18 protein-coding genes and 1 pseudogene are annotated in these 16,914 nt (G+C 69.0%); 16 read left to right on the forward strand and 3 right to left on the reverse strand.

What is annotated here, in order from left to right; translation table 11 throughout:
• From OM960_RS16945 to OM960_RS16975, 7 genes and pseudogenes are all read left to right on the forward strand, one after another.
• Positions 1-310 (forward strand): annotated as a pseudogene (locus OM960_RS16945) (cell division protein FtsZ); the annotation flags it as partial.
• 218 nt (positions 311-528) lie between these two features.
• Positions 529-1,449, forward strand: coding sequence for a UDP-3-O-acyl-N-acetylglucosamine deacetylase (lpxC, locus tag OM960_RS16950; RefSeq protein WP_264772787.1), 921 nt, complete (start codon positions 529-531; stop codon positions 1,447-1,449).
• 124 nt (positions 1,450-1,573) lie between these two features.
• The gene (locus OM960_RS16955) at positions 1,574-2,416 is read left to right on the forward strand and encodes an outer membrane protein assembly factor BamD (RefSeq protein WP_263338593.1); all 843 of its coding nucleotides are present in this window, start codon (positions 1,574-1,576) and stop codon (positions 2,414-2,416) included.
• Between the two features lie 33 nt (positions 2,417-2,449).
• Positions 2,450-4,093 carry a DNA repair protein RecN gene (gene recN, locus OM960_RS16960; RefSeq protein WP_263338596.1) on the forward strand — a complete coding sequence of 548 codons (1,644 nt, stop codon included), beginning with the start codon at positions 2,450-2,452 and terminating at the stop codon, positions 4,091-4,093.
• Positions 4,094-4,397: 304 nt separating this feature from the next.
• A complete protein-coding gene (proS, locus tag OM960_RS16965; RefSeq protein ID WP_263338598.1) occupies positions 4,398-5,735 on the forward strand; it encodes a proline--tRNA ligase in 1,338 nt (445 codons plus the stop codon).
• Between the two features lie 3 nt (positions 5,736-5,738).
• The gene (locus OM960_RS16970) at positions 5,739-6,374 is read left to right on the forward strand and encodes a GDSL-type esterase/lipase family protein (RefSeq protein WP_263338601.1); all 636 of its coding nucleotides are present in this window, start codon (positions 5,739-5,741) and stop codon (positions 6,372-6,374) included.
• A 28-nt stretch (positions 6,375-6,402) separates the two neighbouring features.
• Positions 6,403-6,894, forward strand: coding sequence for a DUF2937 family protein (locus tag OM960_RS16975; RefSeq protein WP_264772788.1), 492 nt, complete (start codon positions 6,403-6,405; stop codon positions 6,892-6,894).
• A gap of 3 nt (positions 6,895-6,897) precedes the next feature.
• Here the strand turns inward: OM960_RS16975 and OM960_RS16980 are convergent, their stop codons facing one another.
• Positions 6,898-7,725, reverse strand: coding sequence for an MBL fold metallo-hydrolase (locus tag OM960_RS16980; RefSeq protein ID WP_264772789.1), 828 nt, complete (start codon positions 7,723-7,725; stop codon positions 6,898-6,900).
• Between the two features lie 203 nt (positions 7,726-7,928).
• Here OM960_RS16980 and OM960_RS16985 point away from each other — a divergent pair, with 203 nt between their 5' ends.
• The 6 genes from OM960_RS16985 to OM960_RS17010 all read left to right on the forward strand — a co-directional run bounded on the left by OM960_RS16985 (position 7,929) and on the right by OM960_RS17010 (position 12,428).
• A complete protein-coding gene (locus tag OM960_RS16985) occupies positions 7,929-9,176 on the forward strand; it encodes a lipoprotein-releasing ABC transporter permease subunit (RefSeq protein WP_263338663.1) in 1,248 nt (415 codons plus the stop codon).
• A complete protein-coding gene (locus OM960_RS16990) occupies positions 9,169-9,846 on the forward strand; it encodes an ABC transporter ATP-binding protein (protein ID WP_264772790.1) in 678 nt (225 codons plus the stop codon). Before OM960_RS16985 ends, OM960_RS16990 begins: the two co-directional genes overlap by 8 nt.
• 30 nt (positions 9,847-9,876) lie before the next feature.
• The gene (locus OM960_RS16995; protein ID WP_264772791.1) at positions 9,877-10,860 is read left to right on the forward strand and encodes an Ldh family oxidoreductase; all 984 of its coding nucleotides are present in this window, start codon (positions 9,877-9,879) and stop codon (positions 10,858-10,860) included.
• Positions 10,861-10,925: 65 nt separating this feature from the next.
• Positions 10,926-11,324 carry a c-type cytochrome gene (locus OM960_RS17000; RefSeq protein WP_264772792.1) on the forward strand — a complete coding sequence of 133 codons (399 nt, stop codon included), beginning with the start codon at positions 10,926-10,928 and terminating at the stop codon, positions 11,322-11,324.
• A 59-nt stretch (positions 11,325-11,383) separates the two neighbouring features.
• Positions 11,384-11,785: a c-type cytochrome gene (locus OM960_RS17005; protein WP_264772793.1), complete on the forward strand. Its 402-nt coding sequence runs from the start codon at positions 11,384-11,386 to the stop codon at positions 11,783-11,785.
• Positions 11,786-11,816: 31 nt separating this feature from the next.
• Positions 11,817-12,428 carry a glutathione S-transferase family protein gene (locus OM960_RS17010; RefSeq protein WP_263338622.1) on the forward strand — a complete coding sequence of 204 codons (612 nt, stop codon included), beginning with the start codon at positions 11,817-11,819 and terminating at the stop codon, positions 12,426-12,428.
• 3 nt (positions 12,429-12,431) lie between these two features.
• Here the strand turns inward: OM960_RS17010 and OM960_RS17015 are convergent, their stop codons facing one another.
• Positions 12,432-13,220, reverse strand: a complete 789-nt coding sequence (locus OM960_RS17015) for a hypothetical protein (RefSeq protein ID WP_263338625.1) — start codon at positions 13,218-13,220, stop codon at positions 12,432-12,434.
• A gap of 240 nt (positions 13,221-13,460) precedes the next feature.
• Complete coding sequence (locus OM960_RS17020; RefSeq protein ID WP_264772794.1) at positions 13,461-15,791, reverse strand: Tex family protein; 2,331 nt, start codon at positions 15,789-15,791, stop codon at positions 13,461-13,463.
• A gap of 262 nt (positions 15,792-16,053) precedes the next feature.
• On the opposite strand from OM960_RS17020, the gene OM960_RS17025 reads away from it, so the two are divergent.
• Genes OM960_RS17025 through OM960_RS17035 form a run of 3 tightly spaced genes read left to right on the forward strand, consistent with a single transcriptional unit; the run spans position 16,054 to position 16,907 of the window.
• Complete coding sequence (locus OM960_RS17025; protein ID WP_263338632.1) at positions 16,054-16,341, forward strand: hypothetical protein; 288 nt, start codon at positions 16,054-16,056, stop codon at positions 16,339-16,341.
• A 5-nt stretch (positions 16,342-16,346) separates the two neighbouring features.
• Positions 16,347-16,727: a hypothetical protein gene (locus OM960_RS17030; protein WP_263338635.1), complete on the forward strand. Its 381-nt coding sequence runs from the start codon at positions 16,347-16,349 to the stop codon at positions 16,725-16,727.
• Between the two features lie 12 nt (positions 16,728-16,739).
• A complete protein-coding gene (locus OM960_RS17035) occupies positions 16,740-16,907 on the forward strand; it encodes a hypothetical protein (protein ID WP_263338637.1) in 168 nt (55 codons plus the stop codon).
• Positions 16,908-16,914: the final 7 nt, after the last annotated feature.

The following is a 16,914-nucleotide window of genomic DNA, read 5'->3' on the forward strand; positions in this document are numbered from 1 at the left end:
GGCGCTGGCTCGGCTTCAGGCGGCCGTCGGCCGCACGCCGGGCCAGCCGCCGCGCGCCGCGCAGCCGAGCCCGGCCGCCCCGCGCGCCGTTCCGGCCCAGCAGCCGCAGCGGCAGGCAGAAAAGCCCCGCTTCGGGATCAACACGCTCCTGAACCGCATGGCGGGTCATAACGCCGAGCAGGCCGAGCGGACGACGCCGCCCCTGCGCACACGGCCTCAGGTTTCGGCCGCCTATGACGAGGAGCCGGAGGTCGATCCGGACCAGGAGCGGATCGAGATCCCTGCGTTCCTTCGGCGGCAGGCGAACTGAACGACTCACAAATTCCTGAGAGGGGGTCGGCAACCGCCGGCCCTTTTCTTTTGTTTTTCAGCTCATTGAGGGCGGAATTTGAAGTGATTGGCGGGGCTTCGCCGATGATTCGAGCCAATGTTACATTCAGTTGCAAAGAGTGAGTTGAGCTTATACTCGCGCCGCATTACCTCAACGTTACCAAAAACGCCGGTCTTGATGCCGGGACGAGGTTGAACGTGCAGACGACGATCCGATCCACCGCCACCTTCACGGGCCACGGCCTGCATTCGGGCCTGCGCGCTCGCATGTCGGTCCATCCGGCTTCGGCCGAGTATGGAATCTGGTTCCGCCGTACCGATGTGATCGGCCGCGACGCGATGGTGCAGGCGCACTGGTCGGCGGTGTCGAACGCCAAGCTCTGCACCGTGATTTCCAATGCCGCCGGGACGAGCGTCTCGACCATTGAGCACATCATGGCCGCGCTCGCCGGATGTGGCATCCAGAACGCGCTGATCGAGATCGACGGGCCGGAAGTGCCGATTCTCGACGGGTCGTCGGCGCCGTTCGTCGCCGGGATCATGGCGCGCGGCGTGCGGGTGCTCGACGCGCCGCTGCGGCTCTTCGAGGTGCTGAAGCCGGTCGAGGTCCGCGAGGGCGTGGCGATGGCCCGGCTCGAGCCGGCCCCGACGCTTGAGATCGACTTCGCGATCGACTTCGCCGACGCTGCGATCGGCCGCCAGCAGAAGCGGCTGTCGATGACCAACGGCGCCTTTCTGCGCGAACTCAGCGACAGCCGGACGTTCTGCCGTCAGGCGGATGTCGAGGCGATGCGTGCCAACGGCCTCGCGCTTGGCGGCAGCTACGAGAATGCGGTGGTGGTCGAGGGCGAGCGGGTCCTGTCGCCGGGTGGCCTGCGCCATGCCGACGAGGCGGTGCGCCACAAGATGCTCGACGCGCTCGGCGACCTTGCGCTTGCGGGGGCTCCGATCCTTGGCCGCTACACCGGCAACCGCGCCGGTCACGCGATGACCAACCGTCTGCTCCGGGCGCTCTTCGCCGATCCAAGTGCCTACAGGGTCGTCGAATCCACCGCCGAGCAGCGCCGCCTCCTGCCCGGAGCGGGTATTGATCGCGCCGATATTTCGGCCGTCGCCTGAGCTGGTGCACGGGTGCGAAAGGCGTTTTGCGCCCCGGATTTTTCTGTGCTAGACGAGGCCGGTGCAGGGCCGGCAAACCGGTGGACCAGCCGGAATCGAGAAGCAGAAACGGGATAGGCAAAACATGGGGCGGGCGAGAATTACGGCAAATCTTGTCGGCAGCCTCGCGCTGGCCGCTTTTCTGTCGGCCTGTGGCGGCGGTACGCCGACGTCGGCCGAATTCGAGAAGCTCGATGCCGAGACGATCTACAAGCTGGGCGAGTACGAACTCGCCAACAGCCGCAAGGGCGCCGATGCAGTCACCTATTTCTCCGAGGTGGAGCGGCTCTATCCCTATTCCGAGTGGGCCAAGCGGGCGCTGATCATGCAGGCCTTCGCCTATCACAAGGACCGCGACTACGAGAACAGCCGCGCTTCCGCGCAGCGCTATATCGACACCTACCCGGCCGAGGAGGACGCGGCCTACGCGAAATACCTGCTCGCGCTGTCCTACTACGACCAGATCGACGAGGTCGGCCGCGACCAGGGCCTGACCTTCCAGGCGCTGCAAGCCCTGCGTGCGGTGATCGAGGAATATCCCGACAGTGACTATGCGCGCTCGGCGATCCTCAAGTTCGACCTCGCCTTCGACCATCTCGCGGCGAAGGAGATGGAGATCGGCCGCTACTACCTCAAGCGCAACCACTACACCGCCGCGATCAACCGGTTCCGCGTCGTGGTCGAGGACTACCAGACGACGTCGCACACGCCCGAGGCGCTGCACCGGCTGGTGGAGAGCTACCTCTCGCTCGGCCTGACCGACGAGGCGCAGACCGCGGGTGCTATCCTCGGCCACAACTTCCGCTCGACCGTCTGGTACGAGGACAGCTTCCGGCTGCTGACCGGAAAGGGCCTGCAGCCCGAGGTGAAGGGCGACGGCTGGCTCGCACAGATCTACCGGCAGATGATCCGGGGCGAATGGATGTGACCGTGCGCTGAGGCGCACGCTCCGGGGGCGGGCATGCTCAGATCACTGGAAATCCGTGACATGCTGATCATCGAGCGGCTGGAGCTCGGCTTCCGGCCGGGTCTCAACGTGCTCACCGGCGAGACGGGCGCGGGCAAGTCGATCCTGCTGGACTGCCTCGGTTTCGTGCTCGGCTGGCGCGGCAGGGCCGAACTGGTGCGCACGGGCGCTGCGCAAGGCGAAGTGACGGCCGTTTTCGATCTGCCTGAGGGCCACGCGGCCCGCACGATCCTGGCCGAGGCGGGGCTCGATGCCGGCGATGAGCTGATCCTGCGCCGGGTGAACGCCGCCGACGGGCGCAAGACCGCCTATGTCAACGACCGCCGGACCTCGGGCGAGGTGCTGCGGGCGCTGTCGGACACGCTGATCGAGCTTCACGGCCAGCATGACGACCGCGGGCTTTTGAACCCGCGCGGGCACCGGCAGCTTCTCGATGCATTCGCGGGTGCGGATCTCGCGCCGGCACGGCGCGCCTGGGCGGCGCGCGCGGCCGCGCGCCGGGCACTCGAGGCCGCCGAGGCCGATCTCGCCGAAATGCGCGCCGAGGAGGATTACCTGCGCCATGCTGTGGCGGAGCTGGACGCGCTCGACCCGATGCCGGGCGAGGAGGCGGAACTCGACGCAAGGCGAAGGACGATGCAAGCCGCGGCGCGGATCCGCGAGGATATCTCGCGCGCGGTCCAGGCGCTCGGGTCGGACGGCGCCGAGGGGCTGATGGCCGATGCGAGGCGCTGGCTCGATGGCGCGGCGGAGAAGGCCGAGGGTAGGCTCGACGGTGCGATCGCGGCGTTGGAGCGGGCCCTGACCGAACTCGGCGAGGCGGCGCAGGGGGCTGAGACCTGCCTTGAGGCGCTGAGCTTCGACCCGCGCGAGATCGAGGCGGTCGAGGAGCGGCTGTTCGCGATCCGCGGGCTCGCTCGCAAGCACGGGGTGCTCGCCGACGACCTTGGCGGGTTCGCCGGGGAGCTGCGCGGCCGGCTCGCGGCCGTCGATGGCGGGGCGGAGAATATCCGCAGCCTCACCGAAGCGGTGGCGGCGGCGGATGCCACCTATGATGTTGCTGCGGCGGCGCTGAGTGATACCCGGCGAGAAGCGGCTGTGCGGCTGGATGCGGGCGTGGCGGCGGAGCTTGCGCCCTTGAAGATGGAGCGCGCCCATTTCGCCACGGAGATCACTCCGGGCGAGGCCGGGCCGGAGGGCTGCGACCAGGTCGCCTTCACGGTCGCGACCAATCCCGGGGCGCCGGCGGGAGCGCTGAACCGGATCGCCTCAGGGGGCGAGCTCTCGCGGTTCCTTCTTGCCCTCAAGGTCGTCCTGGCGCGCGGCGGCGAGGCTCTGACGATGATCTTCGACGAGATCGACCGCGGCGTCGGCGGCGCGACCGCCGACGCGGTGGGTCGCCGGCTCGCGCGGCTCGCCGAGACGGCGCAGATCCTCGTCGTGACCCACAGCCCGCAGGTCGCGGCGCGCGGCGCCCATCACTGGCGGGTGGAAAAGCGCGTTGCGGCGGGGATGACGACATCGACGGTCGTGCCGCTTGCTCCGGCGGAACGGATCGGCGAACTGGCGCGGATGCTCTCGGGCGAGAATGTCACCGACGCGGCCCGCGACGCCGCGCGTGCGCTTCTGACCGGCTGAGGCTCACCGAAAGGCGGCGCCCGTTCCGGGCGCCACGAGATCTCTCGCCCCCTGCTTCGGCAGGGGGCTCGGATTTGCCTCCGGCGGGGATACTTGGGGCAAGATGAAGGCGCGGTCGCGGTTTCGCCTTGCCGGAAATATCCCCGCCGGAGGCACCTGAGCCGACGCACGGAACGCGCGGCAGGCGAGGTGGGAACATTGGCCCGGAACGGGCCTCCGCCGGATACCGGCGTGGCCGCCCGCTTGCCTGATGCCGGTCTTTGGCATAAGCGGGGACGAACGACTTCCAAGGATCGAGACCCAGATGCGTCTTTCCCGCTATTTCCTGCCCGTCCTCAAGGAAAACCCCGCCGACGCGCAGATCGTCAGCCACCGCTACATGCTGCGCGCGGGCATGATCAAGCAGCAGGCCGCCGGGATCTATTCCTGGCTGCCGATGGGCTTCCGGGTCCTCAAGCGCATCGAGGAGATCGTGCACCAGGAACAGATCCGCGCCGGCCATATCCCGATGCTGATGCCGACGCTCCAGCCCGCCGATCTCTGGCGCGAGTCCGGGCGCTACGACGATTACGGCGAGGAGATGCTGCGCATCACTGACCGCCACAAGCGCGACATGCTCTACGGGCCGACGAACGAGGAGATGATCACCGACATCTTCCGCGCCCATGTCGGCTCCTACAAGGACCTGCCGCTGACGCTCTACCACGTCCAGTGGAAGTTCCGCGACGAGATCCGCCCGCGCTTCGGCGTCATGCGCGGCCGCGAGTTCTACATGAAGGACGGCTACAATTTCGACCTGACGAAGGAAGACGCGCTGCACGCCTACAACCGCCATCTGGTCAGCTATCTGCGCACCTATGAGCGGATGGGTCTGCAGGCGATCCCGATGCGCGCCGACAGCGGGCCGATCGGCGGCGACGACACCCATGAATTCCTCGTCCTCGCCGCGACTGGCGAAAGCGAGGTCTTCTACGACAGCGCCATCACCGACCTGAAGTTCGGTGACCGCGAGATCGACTACGACGATCACGCCGCCTGCCGCGGGGTGCTGGAGGAGTTCACCTCGCGCTATGCCCGCACCGACGAGACCCATGACGAGGCGGTGTTCAGCCAGATCCCCGAGGAGCGCCGCCGGGTGGCGCGCGGCATCGAGGTCGGCCAGATCTTCTACTTCGGCACCAAGTATTCCGAGCCGATGGGCGCCATGGTCGTCAACGACAAGGGTGAGCGGGTGCCGGTCCACATGGGCTCGCACGGGATCGGCGTGTCGCGGCTTGTCGGCGCCATCATCGAGGCATCCCACGACGAGAAGGGCATCATCTGGCCCGAGGGTGTCACGCCCTTCCACTGCGGCATCGTCAACCTCAAGCAGGGCGACGCGGCGACCGACGCGGCCTGCGCCGAGATCTACGGCGCGCTCACCGCGAAGGGGCTCGAGCCGCTCTATGACGACCGCGACGAGCGGGCGGGCGCGAAGTTCGCGACGATGGACCTGATCGGCCTGCCGTGGCGGATCACCGTCGGCCCGCGCGGCCTCGCCGCCGGCAAGGTCGAGGTCACCTCGCGCCGCACCGGAGAGAGCGAGGAGATGAGCGTGCTCGCCGCGGTCGACCGGATCGCCGCGCTCTACAAGGGCGTCTGACCCGTGGCCGAGATCATGGCCTTCGGCGACAGCCTGACCTGGGGCTCGCGTCCCGATGGCCTTGGCCGTCACGCGGCGGAGGATCGCTGGCCGAACGTGCTCGCCGCCGGGCTCGAGGGTGTCAGGGTCGCCGCCGAGGGGCTGCGTGGTCGCTCCACGGCCTACGACCGTCAGTCCGCGTCCTGCGACATGAACGGCGCGCGGATCCTGCCGGTGCTCCTGCACAGCCACGCGCCGCTCGACGCGGTCGTGGTCATGCTCGGTAGCAACGATATCTGGGAAGACCATCCGGTGTGGCGGGTGCGGGACGGGTTGATGCGGGTCGTCGAGGTGATCCAGCACCATGCCTACCGGTTGCCCGCGCCGCACCGTCCGGACGTGCTGCTCGTCGCGCCGCCGGCGATGGTCGCCTGTGCCGACCCCGACGTCACGCCCTCCAAGATCGCGGCTTCCGAGGCCTATGCCGAGGTCGTACAGCGGGTGGCCGAGGCCCATGCGCTGCCCTGGTTCGACGCGGGGACCGTGGCGCGGGCCTCGGTGCTCGATGGCGTCCATCTCGACGCCGAGGCGACGCGGGCCGTGGGGCGCGCCCTCCGTGCTCCGGTCGCGACGCTTCTCTCGGCGCGCGAAACGCGCTAGAGAGGAACCGGGGGCAGGAGGCGGATCGGTGCTCAAGGTCTTGAGTTTCGCGGGCGCGCTCGCCGGCGCGGCGGCCCTGTCGCAGTTCCCCGAATTCTCGCAACAGTACCTCCAGAGGCTCGGCGGGCAGGTCGACGCCCTCGGCCAGATCACGGCGGAATTCGACGCCTCCGCCGAAAAGGCGGGGCTGAGCCGCGACGCGGCGCTGGCGTCCATGTCGGGAACCGAGTTCCTGGGTTACCGCCAGGAGGACATGCGCCGCGCCTTCGCGCGCCACGAGCGCCTGTCGTCGGACCTCGCGCTCCTGCGCGTCGCCGGGCCGTTCGAGCGGGTGCTCCTGCCGCACCGCTTCGCCGACCGCGCCCTGCTGGAGGCGACCTGGGCGGATTTCAAGCCGGCGATGCCGGTGACGACCGCCGGTCTGGCGACGGCCGGGGCGGGCTTTGCCGGAGGCTGGGCGGCGGTGGCGGGGCTCCTGTCGCTGCTCCTCTCGCCTTTCCGCCGCCGGCGCCTCGACTAGCGGTCAGTTCGCAAGCCCCGCCTCGGTGAGGTAGGTGGCCATCCCCTCGACATTCATCGGCCGCCAGTCGGCATACTGGCCCCAGCCGGAATAGGCGTCCATCGTCACCTCGGCCTGAAGTTCGGCGACCGACTTGCCGGCCTTGAGCCCGTCGAGCACCGCTGCGCGCAGTTCCTCGATATAGACGCGGGTCGGCGCGAGATCGGCATGGGTGCCGATCCGGCCGTGACCGGGCGCGAAGGTCTCGAAATCGAGGCTCTCGGCCTTGGCGATCTGTTGGGTCCAGTCGTCGATATTGGCGCCACCGAAGGTCTGGTAGGGCAGCCGTTCCGGCGAGGAGACATCGACAATGAAGCCCACGTTCTCGGGCCGCACCACGACCGCGATCATGTCCTCGCCGTGGCCCGGGCCGAGATAGGTGAGCTCGAAGGTCTTGCCGCCAAGCTCGAAAGAATGCGTATCGGCGAAGCGTTCGGTCGGGGTGACGCCGTCGATCTCGGCGGGCGCGTTCTCATGCGCTATGACATGGGCGCCCTCGTAGACCGCCCCGCCCGAGGCGTGGTCGGCGTGGGAATGCGAATAGATCAGGTGGGTGACCGGCTGGTCGGTGACCTGGGCCAGGTTCTCCTTCAGCCAGGTCGCGGCCTCGGCGTCGATCGGGTCGACGACGACTGTGCCCTCGCCGGTCGCCACGACCAGCGAGTAATGGAAGTTGTTCTGGAACCGGTAGACGTCGCCCGCGACGTTCTCGATCGCGCGGGTCGCTTCCTGGGCAAACGCGGATGTCGAGAGCGCGAGCGCCGCCGCGAGCGAAAGGGTGATCCGTGTCATGTCGTCCTCCCGTTGTTCGTGCGCGCGAATGATGCGGGGCATGGGGGCAGGGGGGCAACGCGCGCGCCCATCACGTTCCGGTGAGCGGGTGCCGGGCCGGCGGGCTCCCGCGCCTTGACCCGGCGCGCCATTCGGCGCATGTGTCCGCCCGACCAGAGAGGGAGCAGACCTTGGCGACCGCGCCGTTTTCCGCCTTCGAATTCATGATCGCCTGGCGCTACCTGCGCGCGCGCCGCGCCGAGGGGGGGGTCAGTGTAATGACCTGGATCAGCCTCATCGGCATCGCGCTCGGCGTGATGGCGCTGATCGTGACGTTGGCGGTCCGGGCCGGATTCCGGACCGAGTTCGTCGATACCATCCTCGGCTCGAACGCCCATGTCGCGGTGAGTCGCGCGACCTGGGTCGACGAGAATGGCGTATCCAGCCGGGCGATCCCCGAGGCCGGGCGGCTGGCAGAGACGGTCCGCGCCATTCCCGGCGTCACCCGCGCCGCGCCCATCATCCGCGGCCAGGCGATGGCAACGCTGAACGACCGTTCCAACGTCGCCGAGGTCTATGGCATTTCGCTCGACGACCTGAAGACGATCCCGCGGGTCGCGGGCTCGGACGAGGCGCTCGGCGATATCGAACGGTTCGGCGAGGGCATGGCGATCGGCGTCGGGATCGCCCGCGATCTCGGCGTCGGCATCGGCGACCGGGTGAAGCTCATTCAGCCGAGCGGGGCGAAGACCGCCTTCGGCACGAGCCCACGCGTCAATGCCTACGAGGTCGTCTATATCTTCTCGGCCGGGCGCTGGGATATCGACCGCACAAGGATCTACCTGCCCTACGAGGAGGCGCAGAGCTTCTTCAACCGCGAGGCCGGGGCCGACGAGATCGAGGTCTATGTCGCCGATCCCGAGGCGATCGACAGCTACGGCCCGGCGCTCTACGAGGCCGGCGGCGACGGCACCATCCTCTGGACCTGGCGCGATTCCTCGGGCGCATTCCTCAACGCGCTCGACATCGAGGATGACGTGATGTTCCTGATCCTCGCGCTCGTTGTGATGATCGCGGCGCTGAACATCACCTCGGGCCTCGTGATGCTGGTGAAGAACAAGGGCCGCGACATCGGCATCCTCAGGACCATGGGCCTGACCGAGGGCTCGGTGTTGCGGGTCTTCTTCCTCTGCGGCGCGTTCACCGGCGTGATCGGAACGCTGGCGGGCGTGGTCCTTGGCTGCGTCATCGCGCTCAACATCGACGCGATCATGTCGGCGATCAATTGGATGACCGGCGGCGGTGCCTGGGACCCCTCGATCCGCGGGATCTACCGGCTTCCGGCCGAGCTTCGCGCCTGGGACCTGGGGCGTGCGGTCGGGCTGTCGCTGCTGCTGTCGTTCCTTGTCACGATCTTCCCGGCGCGGCGGGCCGCGCGGATGAACCCGGTGGAGGCGCTGCGCTATGAGTGAGGCGGTGCTGGCCCTCCAGGGCATCGAGAAGACCTACCTCAAGGGCACGCCGGGCGAGGTGCGCGTTCTCAACCGGCTCGACCTGACGGTCGGGCGCGGCGAGGTCGTGGCGCTGGTGGCGCCGTCGGGGGCGGGCAAGTCGACGCTCCTGCACATCGCGGGGCTTCTCGACACCGCCGATGGCGGGACGGTGTCGATCGGCGGCAAGGTGATGACGGGGCTCTCCGACCGGGCCCGCACCGCGGCGCGGCGGCAGGACGTGGGCTTCGTCTACCAGTTCCATCACCTCCTGCCGGAATTCACCGCCGAGGAGAACATCGTCCTGCCGCAGCTCGCCAACGGCACCGCCAAGGTCGGCGCCGAGGCGCGGGCGCGCGATCTTCTGGGCCGGGTGGGGATCGCGGCGCGGGCGAAGCACCGGCCGGCCGAGCTGTCGGGCGGCGAGCAGCAGCGGGTGGCCTTCTGCCGGGCGCTCGCCAACCAGCCGAAGCTTCTTCTGGCCGACGAGCCCACCGGCAACCTCGACCCGGCGACCGCCGATCAGGTCTTCGACACGCTGATGGAGCTCGTCCGCGAAACCGGGCTTTCGGCGGTGATCGCCACGCACAATCTGGAACTCGCCGCGCGCATGGACCGCGTGCTGCGGCTCGAGGCGGGCCACCTCGCCTGAGCGGGGCCGCCGGACAAGGGAGAACGAAAGATGCCGACCATTACCATCGCCGAGATCGAGGCGCGCACGACGGATGCGCTGGTCCGCCACGGCGCCGCCGACTGGGTCGCCGCCGAGGTTGCCCGTGCGGTCGGCCGCGCCGAGGCCACCGGCAACGTGATCTGCGGGCTCTACTATCTCGAGAGCTATTGTCAGCAGCTCGCAAGCGGGCGCGTGAAGGGCGACGTGGAGCCGGTCGTGACGCGGCCCCGCCCCGGCGCAGTCCGGGTCGACGCGCGGTTCGGCTTTGCCCAGACCGCCTTCGCGCGGGCCTTGCCCGAGGCGCTGGAGGCGGCGCGGGACTGCGGCACCGCCTCGCTCGCGGTGGGGCATGCCCATACCTGCACCTCGCTTGGCTATTTCACCGAGCAGCTGGCGCAGTCCGGGCTGATCGCGATCGGCTTCACCAACGCCTCGCCGATCGTCGCCCCGCCGGGCGGCAAGGCTCGGGTCATCGGCACCAACCCGATCGCCTGCTCGGTTCCCGACGGGAAGGGCGGGATCGCGATGCAGTTCGACTTCTCGACCTCGGCCGTGGCGCTTGGCAAGATCACCATGGCCAAGGCGGCGGGCGAGAAGATCCCGCTCGGCTGGGCCGTCGATGCCGAGGGCAATCCCACGACGGATCCCGCCGCGGCACTTGGCGGCGCGCTGGTTTCGGCCGGCGGTCACAAGGGCTGGGGTTTCGGGCTGATGGCGGAGATTCTGGCCGCCGGCATGACCGGCGGCGTCAACTCGGTCGATGTGAAGCCGCTGAAGGCGCCCGAGGGGCCGCCGCATGACCTCGGCCAGTTCTACCTGATGATCGACCCGGCGCTGTCGCCGGATTTCGCGGCCCGCTTCTCTCGCCTCGCCGAGGCCGTCGCCGCCGACGAGGGCGCGAGGCTGCCCGGCGCGCGGGTCAGGGGCAAGGACAGCGCCGAGGTGCCGGAACCGCTCTGGAACCTCGTGCTCGGGCTTTGCGGTCAAAACTGATCCGGATCAAGGCGCGGGGCGCGCGTCCGCCGTCAGGATGGGCCTGAACCAGACGGAGATTGCCGATGCGCGCCCTTTCTCTCTTGATCCTTCTCGCCGCCGGTCCGGCCATGGCCGCGGACGACACCGCCCTCGGGCGCGACACCTTCCACGGCTCCTGCGCCTCGTGCCACGGTGCCGAGGCGAAAGGCGGCGGGCCGATGTCCGAGATCCTCACGGTCGAGGTGCCGGACCTCACGACGATCGCGGCGCGCAATGGCGGTGCGTTCCCCTGGCTGAAGGTGATCCATATCGTCGATGGCCGCACCGGGCTCCGGGGGCATGGCGACCCGATGCCCGTCTTCGGCGCGGTCTTCACCGGCGACACCTCTGTTGCCGATGCGCGAGACGGCACGCCGGTCATCACCTCGGCGCGGGTGCTCGCGGTGGTCGACTACCTCGCCGCGATCCAGGCAACACCCTGACCCGGTTGCGGCCCGCGCGCGGGCAGGGCAGAGTGGCGGGAGACGGGCAGGAGGGCAGAATGATCCGGACGGCAGTGGTATTTCTCGCGGCAGGGGCCGCGCTTTCGGCTTGCGCGCCCGAGCAGCAGGTCTCGGGCCGGGCGCTGTACGGGGATTACTGCGCCGCGTGCCACGGGGCGGACGGCAAGGGCGATGGCCCGGCGGGGGAGGGGCTCGGCAAGGCCCCTGCCGACCTGACGACGATCGCAGCCCGTAACGGCGGCACCTTCCCGAAGGTGAAGGTGATGTCGGTGATCGACGGCTATACGCGGCGCGGCGACCGCTCCTCGGTGATGCCGGAGCTTGGAGTGGCCTTGCAGGAAGGCCCGCTGGTCATGGTCGAGACCGGCGAGGGGGTGCTGACCCCGACGCCGGTGAACCTCGTCGCGCTGGCGGATTACCTCGAAAGGCTGCAAGAATAGCCTCGTAGGTCGGAGGCGGCGGGAGGACAGGATGCGGGCGGAACTGGCCTATTTCCCGGGATCGCCCTTCGCGCGCATGGGCCGCGTCCTGATCGCCGAATGGGCGCTCGCGGTGACTCCGGTTGAATGGCGCTTCCCTCCGCCCGTGGAGCTCTTCGCGCTCAATCCGCTCGGCCAGGTGCCGGCGTTGCTCATGGACGATGAGGCGGTGTTTCCGACCTTCCTGATCCTCGAGCGGCTCTGGGAATTGGCCGGCTGGCCCGATGAGGGCTACCGGCCGGGTGCCGAACGGCAGATGCTCCTGACGACGTTGCAGGCGGGCGACGCGCTTGCTGCCGCGTTCTATCAGGACTGGAGCGGCTTGCGTCCGGTGGCCAGGAACCATATCGGCTTCGATCCTGCGGCGCGCAACCTCGAACGCTTCGGCCGTACGCTCGACTGGCTCGATGCGCGCGCTTCCCAAGGCTTGCTGCGGCCCGGCGTCACGCTGCCCGGCGTGGCGGCGGCCTGTCTGCTGCTCTGGTCGAAGGCGCGTGGCGGGCCGTACTGGGCCGGCCGGCCATATCTCTGGTCGATCGTCCGGGCGCTCGCGGGCCGCGACAGTTTCCTCACGACCGTGCCGCAGCCCTGGACGCCGGGCTGAGGATCAGACCAGCGCCGCGACCGATCGGCCGAGCCGGAACGGCGCGGCGAAGGCGACGAGGCAGAGCGCGATCACCTGCAGGGTCAGGATCTGCGAGTTTTCCTGCAGGAACTCCCATTCCGCCTTGAGTCGCCTCAGCTGGTCGATGAGCTCCTCATAAGCGCTTGCGATCACCCGGTATTCCGCGCCGATCGTGATCAGGTCGGGATTGCCGTCGAGCGCCTTGAGCGCCGCCTGGGTGGTTTCGTCCTGGGCGGCGAAGGCGAGGAAGGTCGCGGGATCGAACTGCTCGGCCTCGGCCCGCATCGCATCCTGGCTCATGCCGACGGGGCTCTCCGCGTCGCCGGGATCGCCGAACAGGAAGCGCAGCGCCGAGAGCGGGACGGTGGTCTGGGTGACCTCGAGAAACAGCGGCAGGCCACGGTTCTCGGCGGTCGAGGCGGAGAGGAACTCGACCTTGTTGCAGAGCGCCCGGACATGGGGCTGGAACGGGCCGGGATGGCGGTCGCCCTCGCAATGCACCAGTCGGAACCGCGCCGCGTCGCGGTCGAAAGCGCGGGTCGTCGCATAGGCGATGTCGATCTGGCGGTCCAGTTTCGAACTGTCGGCGGTGTAGACCTCGGCCAGAACGGCGGCGAGCGCCCCGACGCCGCCGAGCAGGACCCAGATCAGGTCGGCGATCTTCCACGCCCGGGCCTCGGCGCCGTACCGGAAGAGCGGCAGCACCGCGGCGAGCCCGGCGCCGAAGCAGGCGAGGAGCAGGAGGAGCTGGTTGTCGATGATGAAGGACATGGTTCCCGACGTCGGTGCTGGCGATATGCGGATCGGACCGGGTCGGATCGGACGAGACCGGGCGCTTCCTTCCCCTCGTGGGGGAGGGAGAGGGTGAGGGGACGCCTGGTGGTTATCCCCCACCCCCATCCCCTCCCCACAAGGGGGAGGGGAGGCTCCCGAACCCGGCGTTTCGCAGTGGTTCGACCATCTTCCAAGGAAGCCTGACCGAGCCGGGGCTTGATGGCAAGCGGTGCGCCGTCAGCGCTTGCGCATCGCGTCGAGGAGCGCGGCGCCGAGCGCGCCGGTCGAGGCGCCTCCCGAGGGCGCGCCTTTCGGACCGGACGCCATCGGGCCTTTCGGGCCCCGCGCCGCCTGACCGCCCGGCCGCGCGTCGCGCGCGGCGCGGTCGTCGCGCGCCGAGCTGCCGCCGTCCTTGCGCATGGTCAGCCCGATGCGCTTGCGCGCCACGTCGACCTCGGTCACCCGCACCTTCACCACGTCGCCCGCCTTCACGACCTCGTGCGGGTCCTTCACGAAGCGGTCGGCGAGCTGGCTGACATGGACGAGCCCGTCCTGATGCACGCCGATATCGACGAAGGCGCCGAAGGCGGCGACGTTCGTGACCGTGCCCTCCAGCACCATGCCGGGCTTCAGGTCCTTGATGTCCTCGACCCCCTCGGCGAAGCTCGCGGTGACGAAGCTCGGGCGCGGATCGCGGCCGGGCTTTTCCAGTTCGGCGAGGATGTCGCGCACCGTCGGCAGGCCGAACTTCCCGTCGACGAACTCCTCGGCCCGGAGCCGGCGCAGCGCCGCGGTGTCGCCCATCAGCGCCCGCAGGTCGCGGCCGCAGGCTTTCACGATGCGGCGGGCGACGTCGTAGGCCTCGGGGTGGACGGCGGAAGCGTCCAGCGGCTCGGCGCCGTCGCGGATCCTGAGAAAGCCCGCGCATTGCTCGAAGGCGCGGGGGCCGAGGCGGGTGACGTCGAGAAGGTCCTTGCGCGAGCGGAAGGCGCCCTTTGCGTCGCGATGGGCGACGATCGCCTCGGCAAGGCCGGGGCCGAGGCCGGAGACATGCGCGAGAAGCGGCGCCGAGGCGGTGTTGAGATCGACGCCGACCGCGTTCACCGCGTCCTCGACCACGGCTTCGAGCGCGCGCGAGAGCCGGTGCTGGTCGACATCGTGCTGGTACTGGCCGACGCCGATCGACTTCGGCTCGATCTTCACCAGTTCCGCGAGCGGGTCCTGCAGCCGCCGCGCGATCGAGACTGCGCCGCGCAAGGAGACGTCGAGATCGGGGAACTCCCGCGCCGCCAGTTCGGAGGCCGAATAGACCGAGGCGCCGGCCTCGGAGACGACGACCTTGGTGGGCGTCTTCACGCCTTTCGGCAGGAGCTTCAGCGTCTCGGTCACCAGCCGCTCGGTCTCGCGGCTGGCGGTGCCGTTGCCGATGGCGATGAGCTCGACGCCGTGCTTCGCGACGAGCTGGAGGATTGCCGCTTGCGCGCCGCGCAGGTCGTTCTTTGGCTGGAACGGATAGAGCGTCTCGGTCGCGACGAGTTTGCCGGTGGCATCAACGACGGCGGCCTTGACCCCGGTGCGGATGCCGGGATCGAGGCCGAGCGTCGCGCGCGGCCCGGCCGGGGCGGCCAGGAGCAGGTCCTTGAGATTGCGGGCGAAGACCTGGATCGCCTCCTCATGGGCGCGGCCGCGCAAGGTGCCGAGAAGGTCGAGCATCATCGTCATCGAGAGCTTCACCCGCCAGGTCCAGCCCGCGACGCCGCGCAGCCATTCATCGCCCTTGCCGCTGCCGCGCGGGTCGAGTGCGGCCGCCACGATCGCCTCGGCGCGGGCCGCGCCGACCTCGGGTTCGGGGCCGATGTCGAGCGTGACGACGCCCTCGTTCGAGGCGCGCAGAAGCGCCAGCGCCCGGTGCGAGGGGATGCTAGCCCACAGCTCGCGGTGGTCGAAATAGTCGGAGAACTTGGCGCCCTTCTCCTCCTGCCCGGCGATCACCCTGGCGCTGACCACGGCCTCCTTCTGCATGAAGTCCCGGAGCCCGCCGAGAAGGCCCGCGTTTTCCGCGAGCCCCTCGGCGATGATGTCGCGGGCGCCCGCGAGCGCGTCCTTCACCGTCGGCACCGCCTCGGTCACGAAGCCGGCGGCCAGCGCCTCGGGGTCGGCCATGCGGTCGGCGAGGATCGCCTCGACCAGCGGCTCCAGCCCGTTTTCCCGCGCGATCATCGCCTTGGTGCGGCGCTTGGGCTTGTAGGGCAGGTAGATGTCCTCGAGCTCGGCCTTCGTTACCGCCTTGGCGATCGACAGCGCGAGGTCGTCGGTCAGCTTGTCCTGCGACCTGATCGAGTCGACGATCGCCGCGCGCCGCGCTTCCAGCTCGCGCAGGTAGGTGAGCCGGTCGGCCAGCGTCCGGAGCTGGCTGTCGTCGAGCCCGTCCGTCACCTCCTTGCGGTAGCGCGCGACGAAGGGCACGGTCGCGCCCTCGTCGAGAAGCGTCACGGCAGCGGTGACCTGTTCGGGACGGGCGCCGATCTCGGTCGCGATGGTCCCGGCGATGCGTCTTGCAGTATCCAAGGGGCTCCTCCGGTCGGTTGGAAGAACCTTCTTAGCCACGCCGCGCGGCCGCGCCAAGGGGCGGCCCGGCCTTTGCCGCCGTAGCGCCGGAACCATGCCGGTTTCCGCCGTCCGATCCCGGTGGCGCGCACCGTCCGAAATGATTGCTTGACAGAATGCCGCAACGGCTGTTTCCTCTTAGACAAAAAAGTTGCCACAGAGAAAAGATATCTGCGCGGCGACCTGACGCGCAGTCGTCACCGATAACCAACAGGAGAATGGAATGTCTGACCTCAGTCGGAGAATTGCTGCCATGCACAGGCGCGACGTCCTCGTGGCCTGGGCCTTCGTGATCGGACTGTGGCTTGCCATCGTCTTCGTCGCCCTCGCGACGTGGTCTCTGGCGCCGAGCGGCAGCGCCCGCACGGTTCTGCTGATCGGCGGCGCGACCGTGCTCGTGTTCAACACCGCCGCGATCCTGGCGATGCTCCGGCATTACCGCGAGGACCGCGATTTCATGTATGGGCTCGACATCAAGTTCCTCGATGCCGCCCGCGCGCTGAGGAGGTGAGCACCATGGCCCGCTACATCCCCCCGGTTCAAAGCAAGGTCGGTCAGATCGTCGACGTGATCGTGCTGCTCGTTCTCGCGGTCGGCGCGCTCTATATCCCGCTCTGGATGGGGCTCGCCGGCAGCAGCAAGGTGCCCGTGCCGGTCGACAACCCAACCTGGGAAAGCCTCGGCCAGAATCCGGCGATGGTCGAGAAATGGAACCAGCTCGGCTATGCCGACGCGGCCTCGGCGGCCGAGGTGATCTCGGCGCGGTTCGACTACAGCTTCAGCCTCGGCAGCCTCGTGCTGATGATCGTGGTGATCGTCGGCTACTACGCGATCATGCTCCGCTTCTCCGAAAAGGAGTTCCGCGACGTGATCTCCGAGAAATTCGGCGAACGCTGAGAGGGGGCCATCATGGATATCTGGAACTTCATGGAATACGCGGCCTGGGCGCTTTCGGCGCTCTTCGGCCTCTTCATCATCATCGACTGGCTCCGGACCGACAGCACCTATTCCGAGGAGGTCCTGACCTCTTCGCGGGAAGGCGAGCTCGAGGCCCTGACCGAAGAGCATCACATTTAGGGGGACG

The organism is Defluviimonas salinarum (assembly GCF_026013545.1).
Classification (GTDB): domain Bacteria; phylum Pseudomonadota; class Alphaproteobacteria; order Rhodobacterales; family Rhodobacteraceae; genus Albidovulum; species Albidovulum salinarum.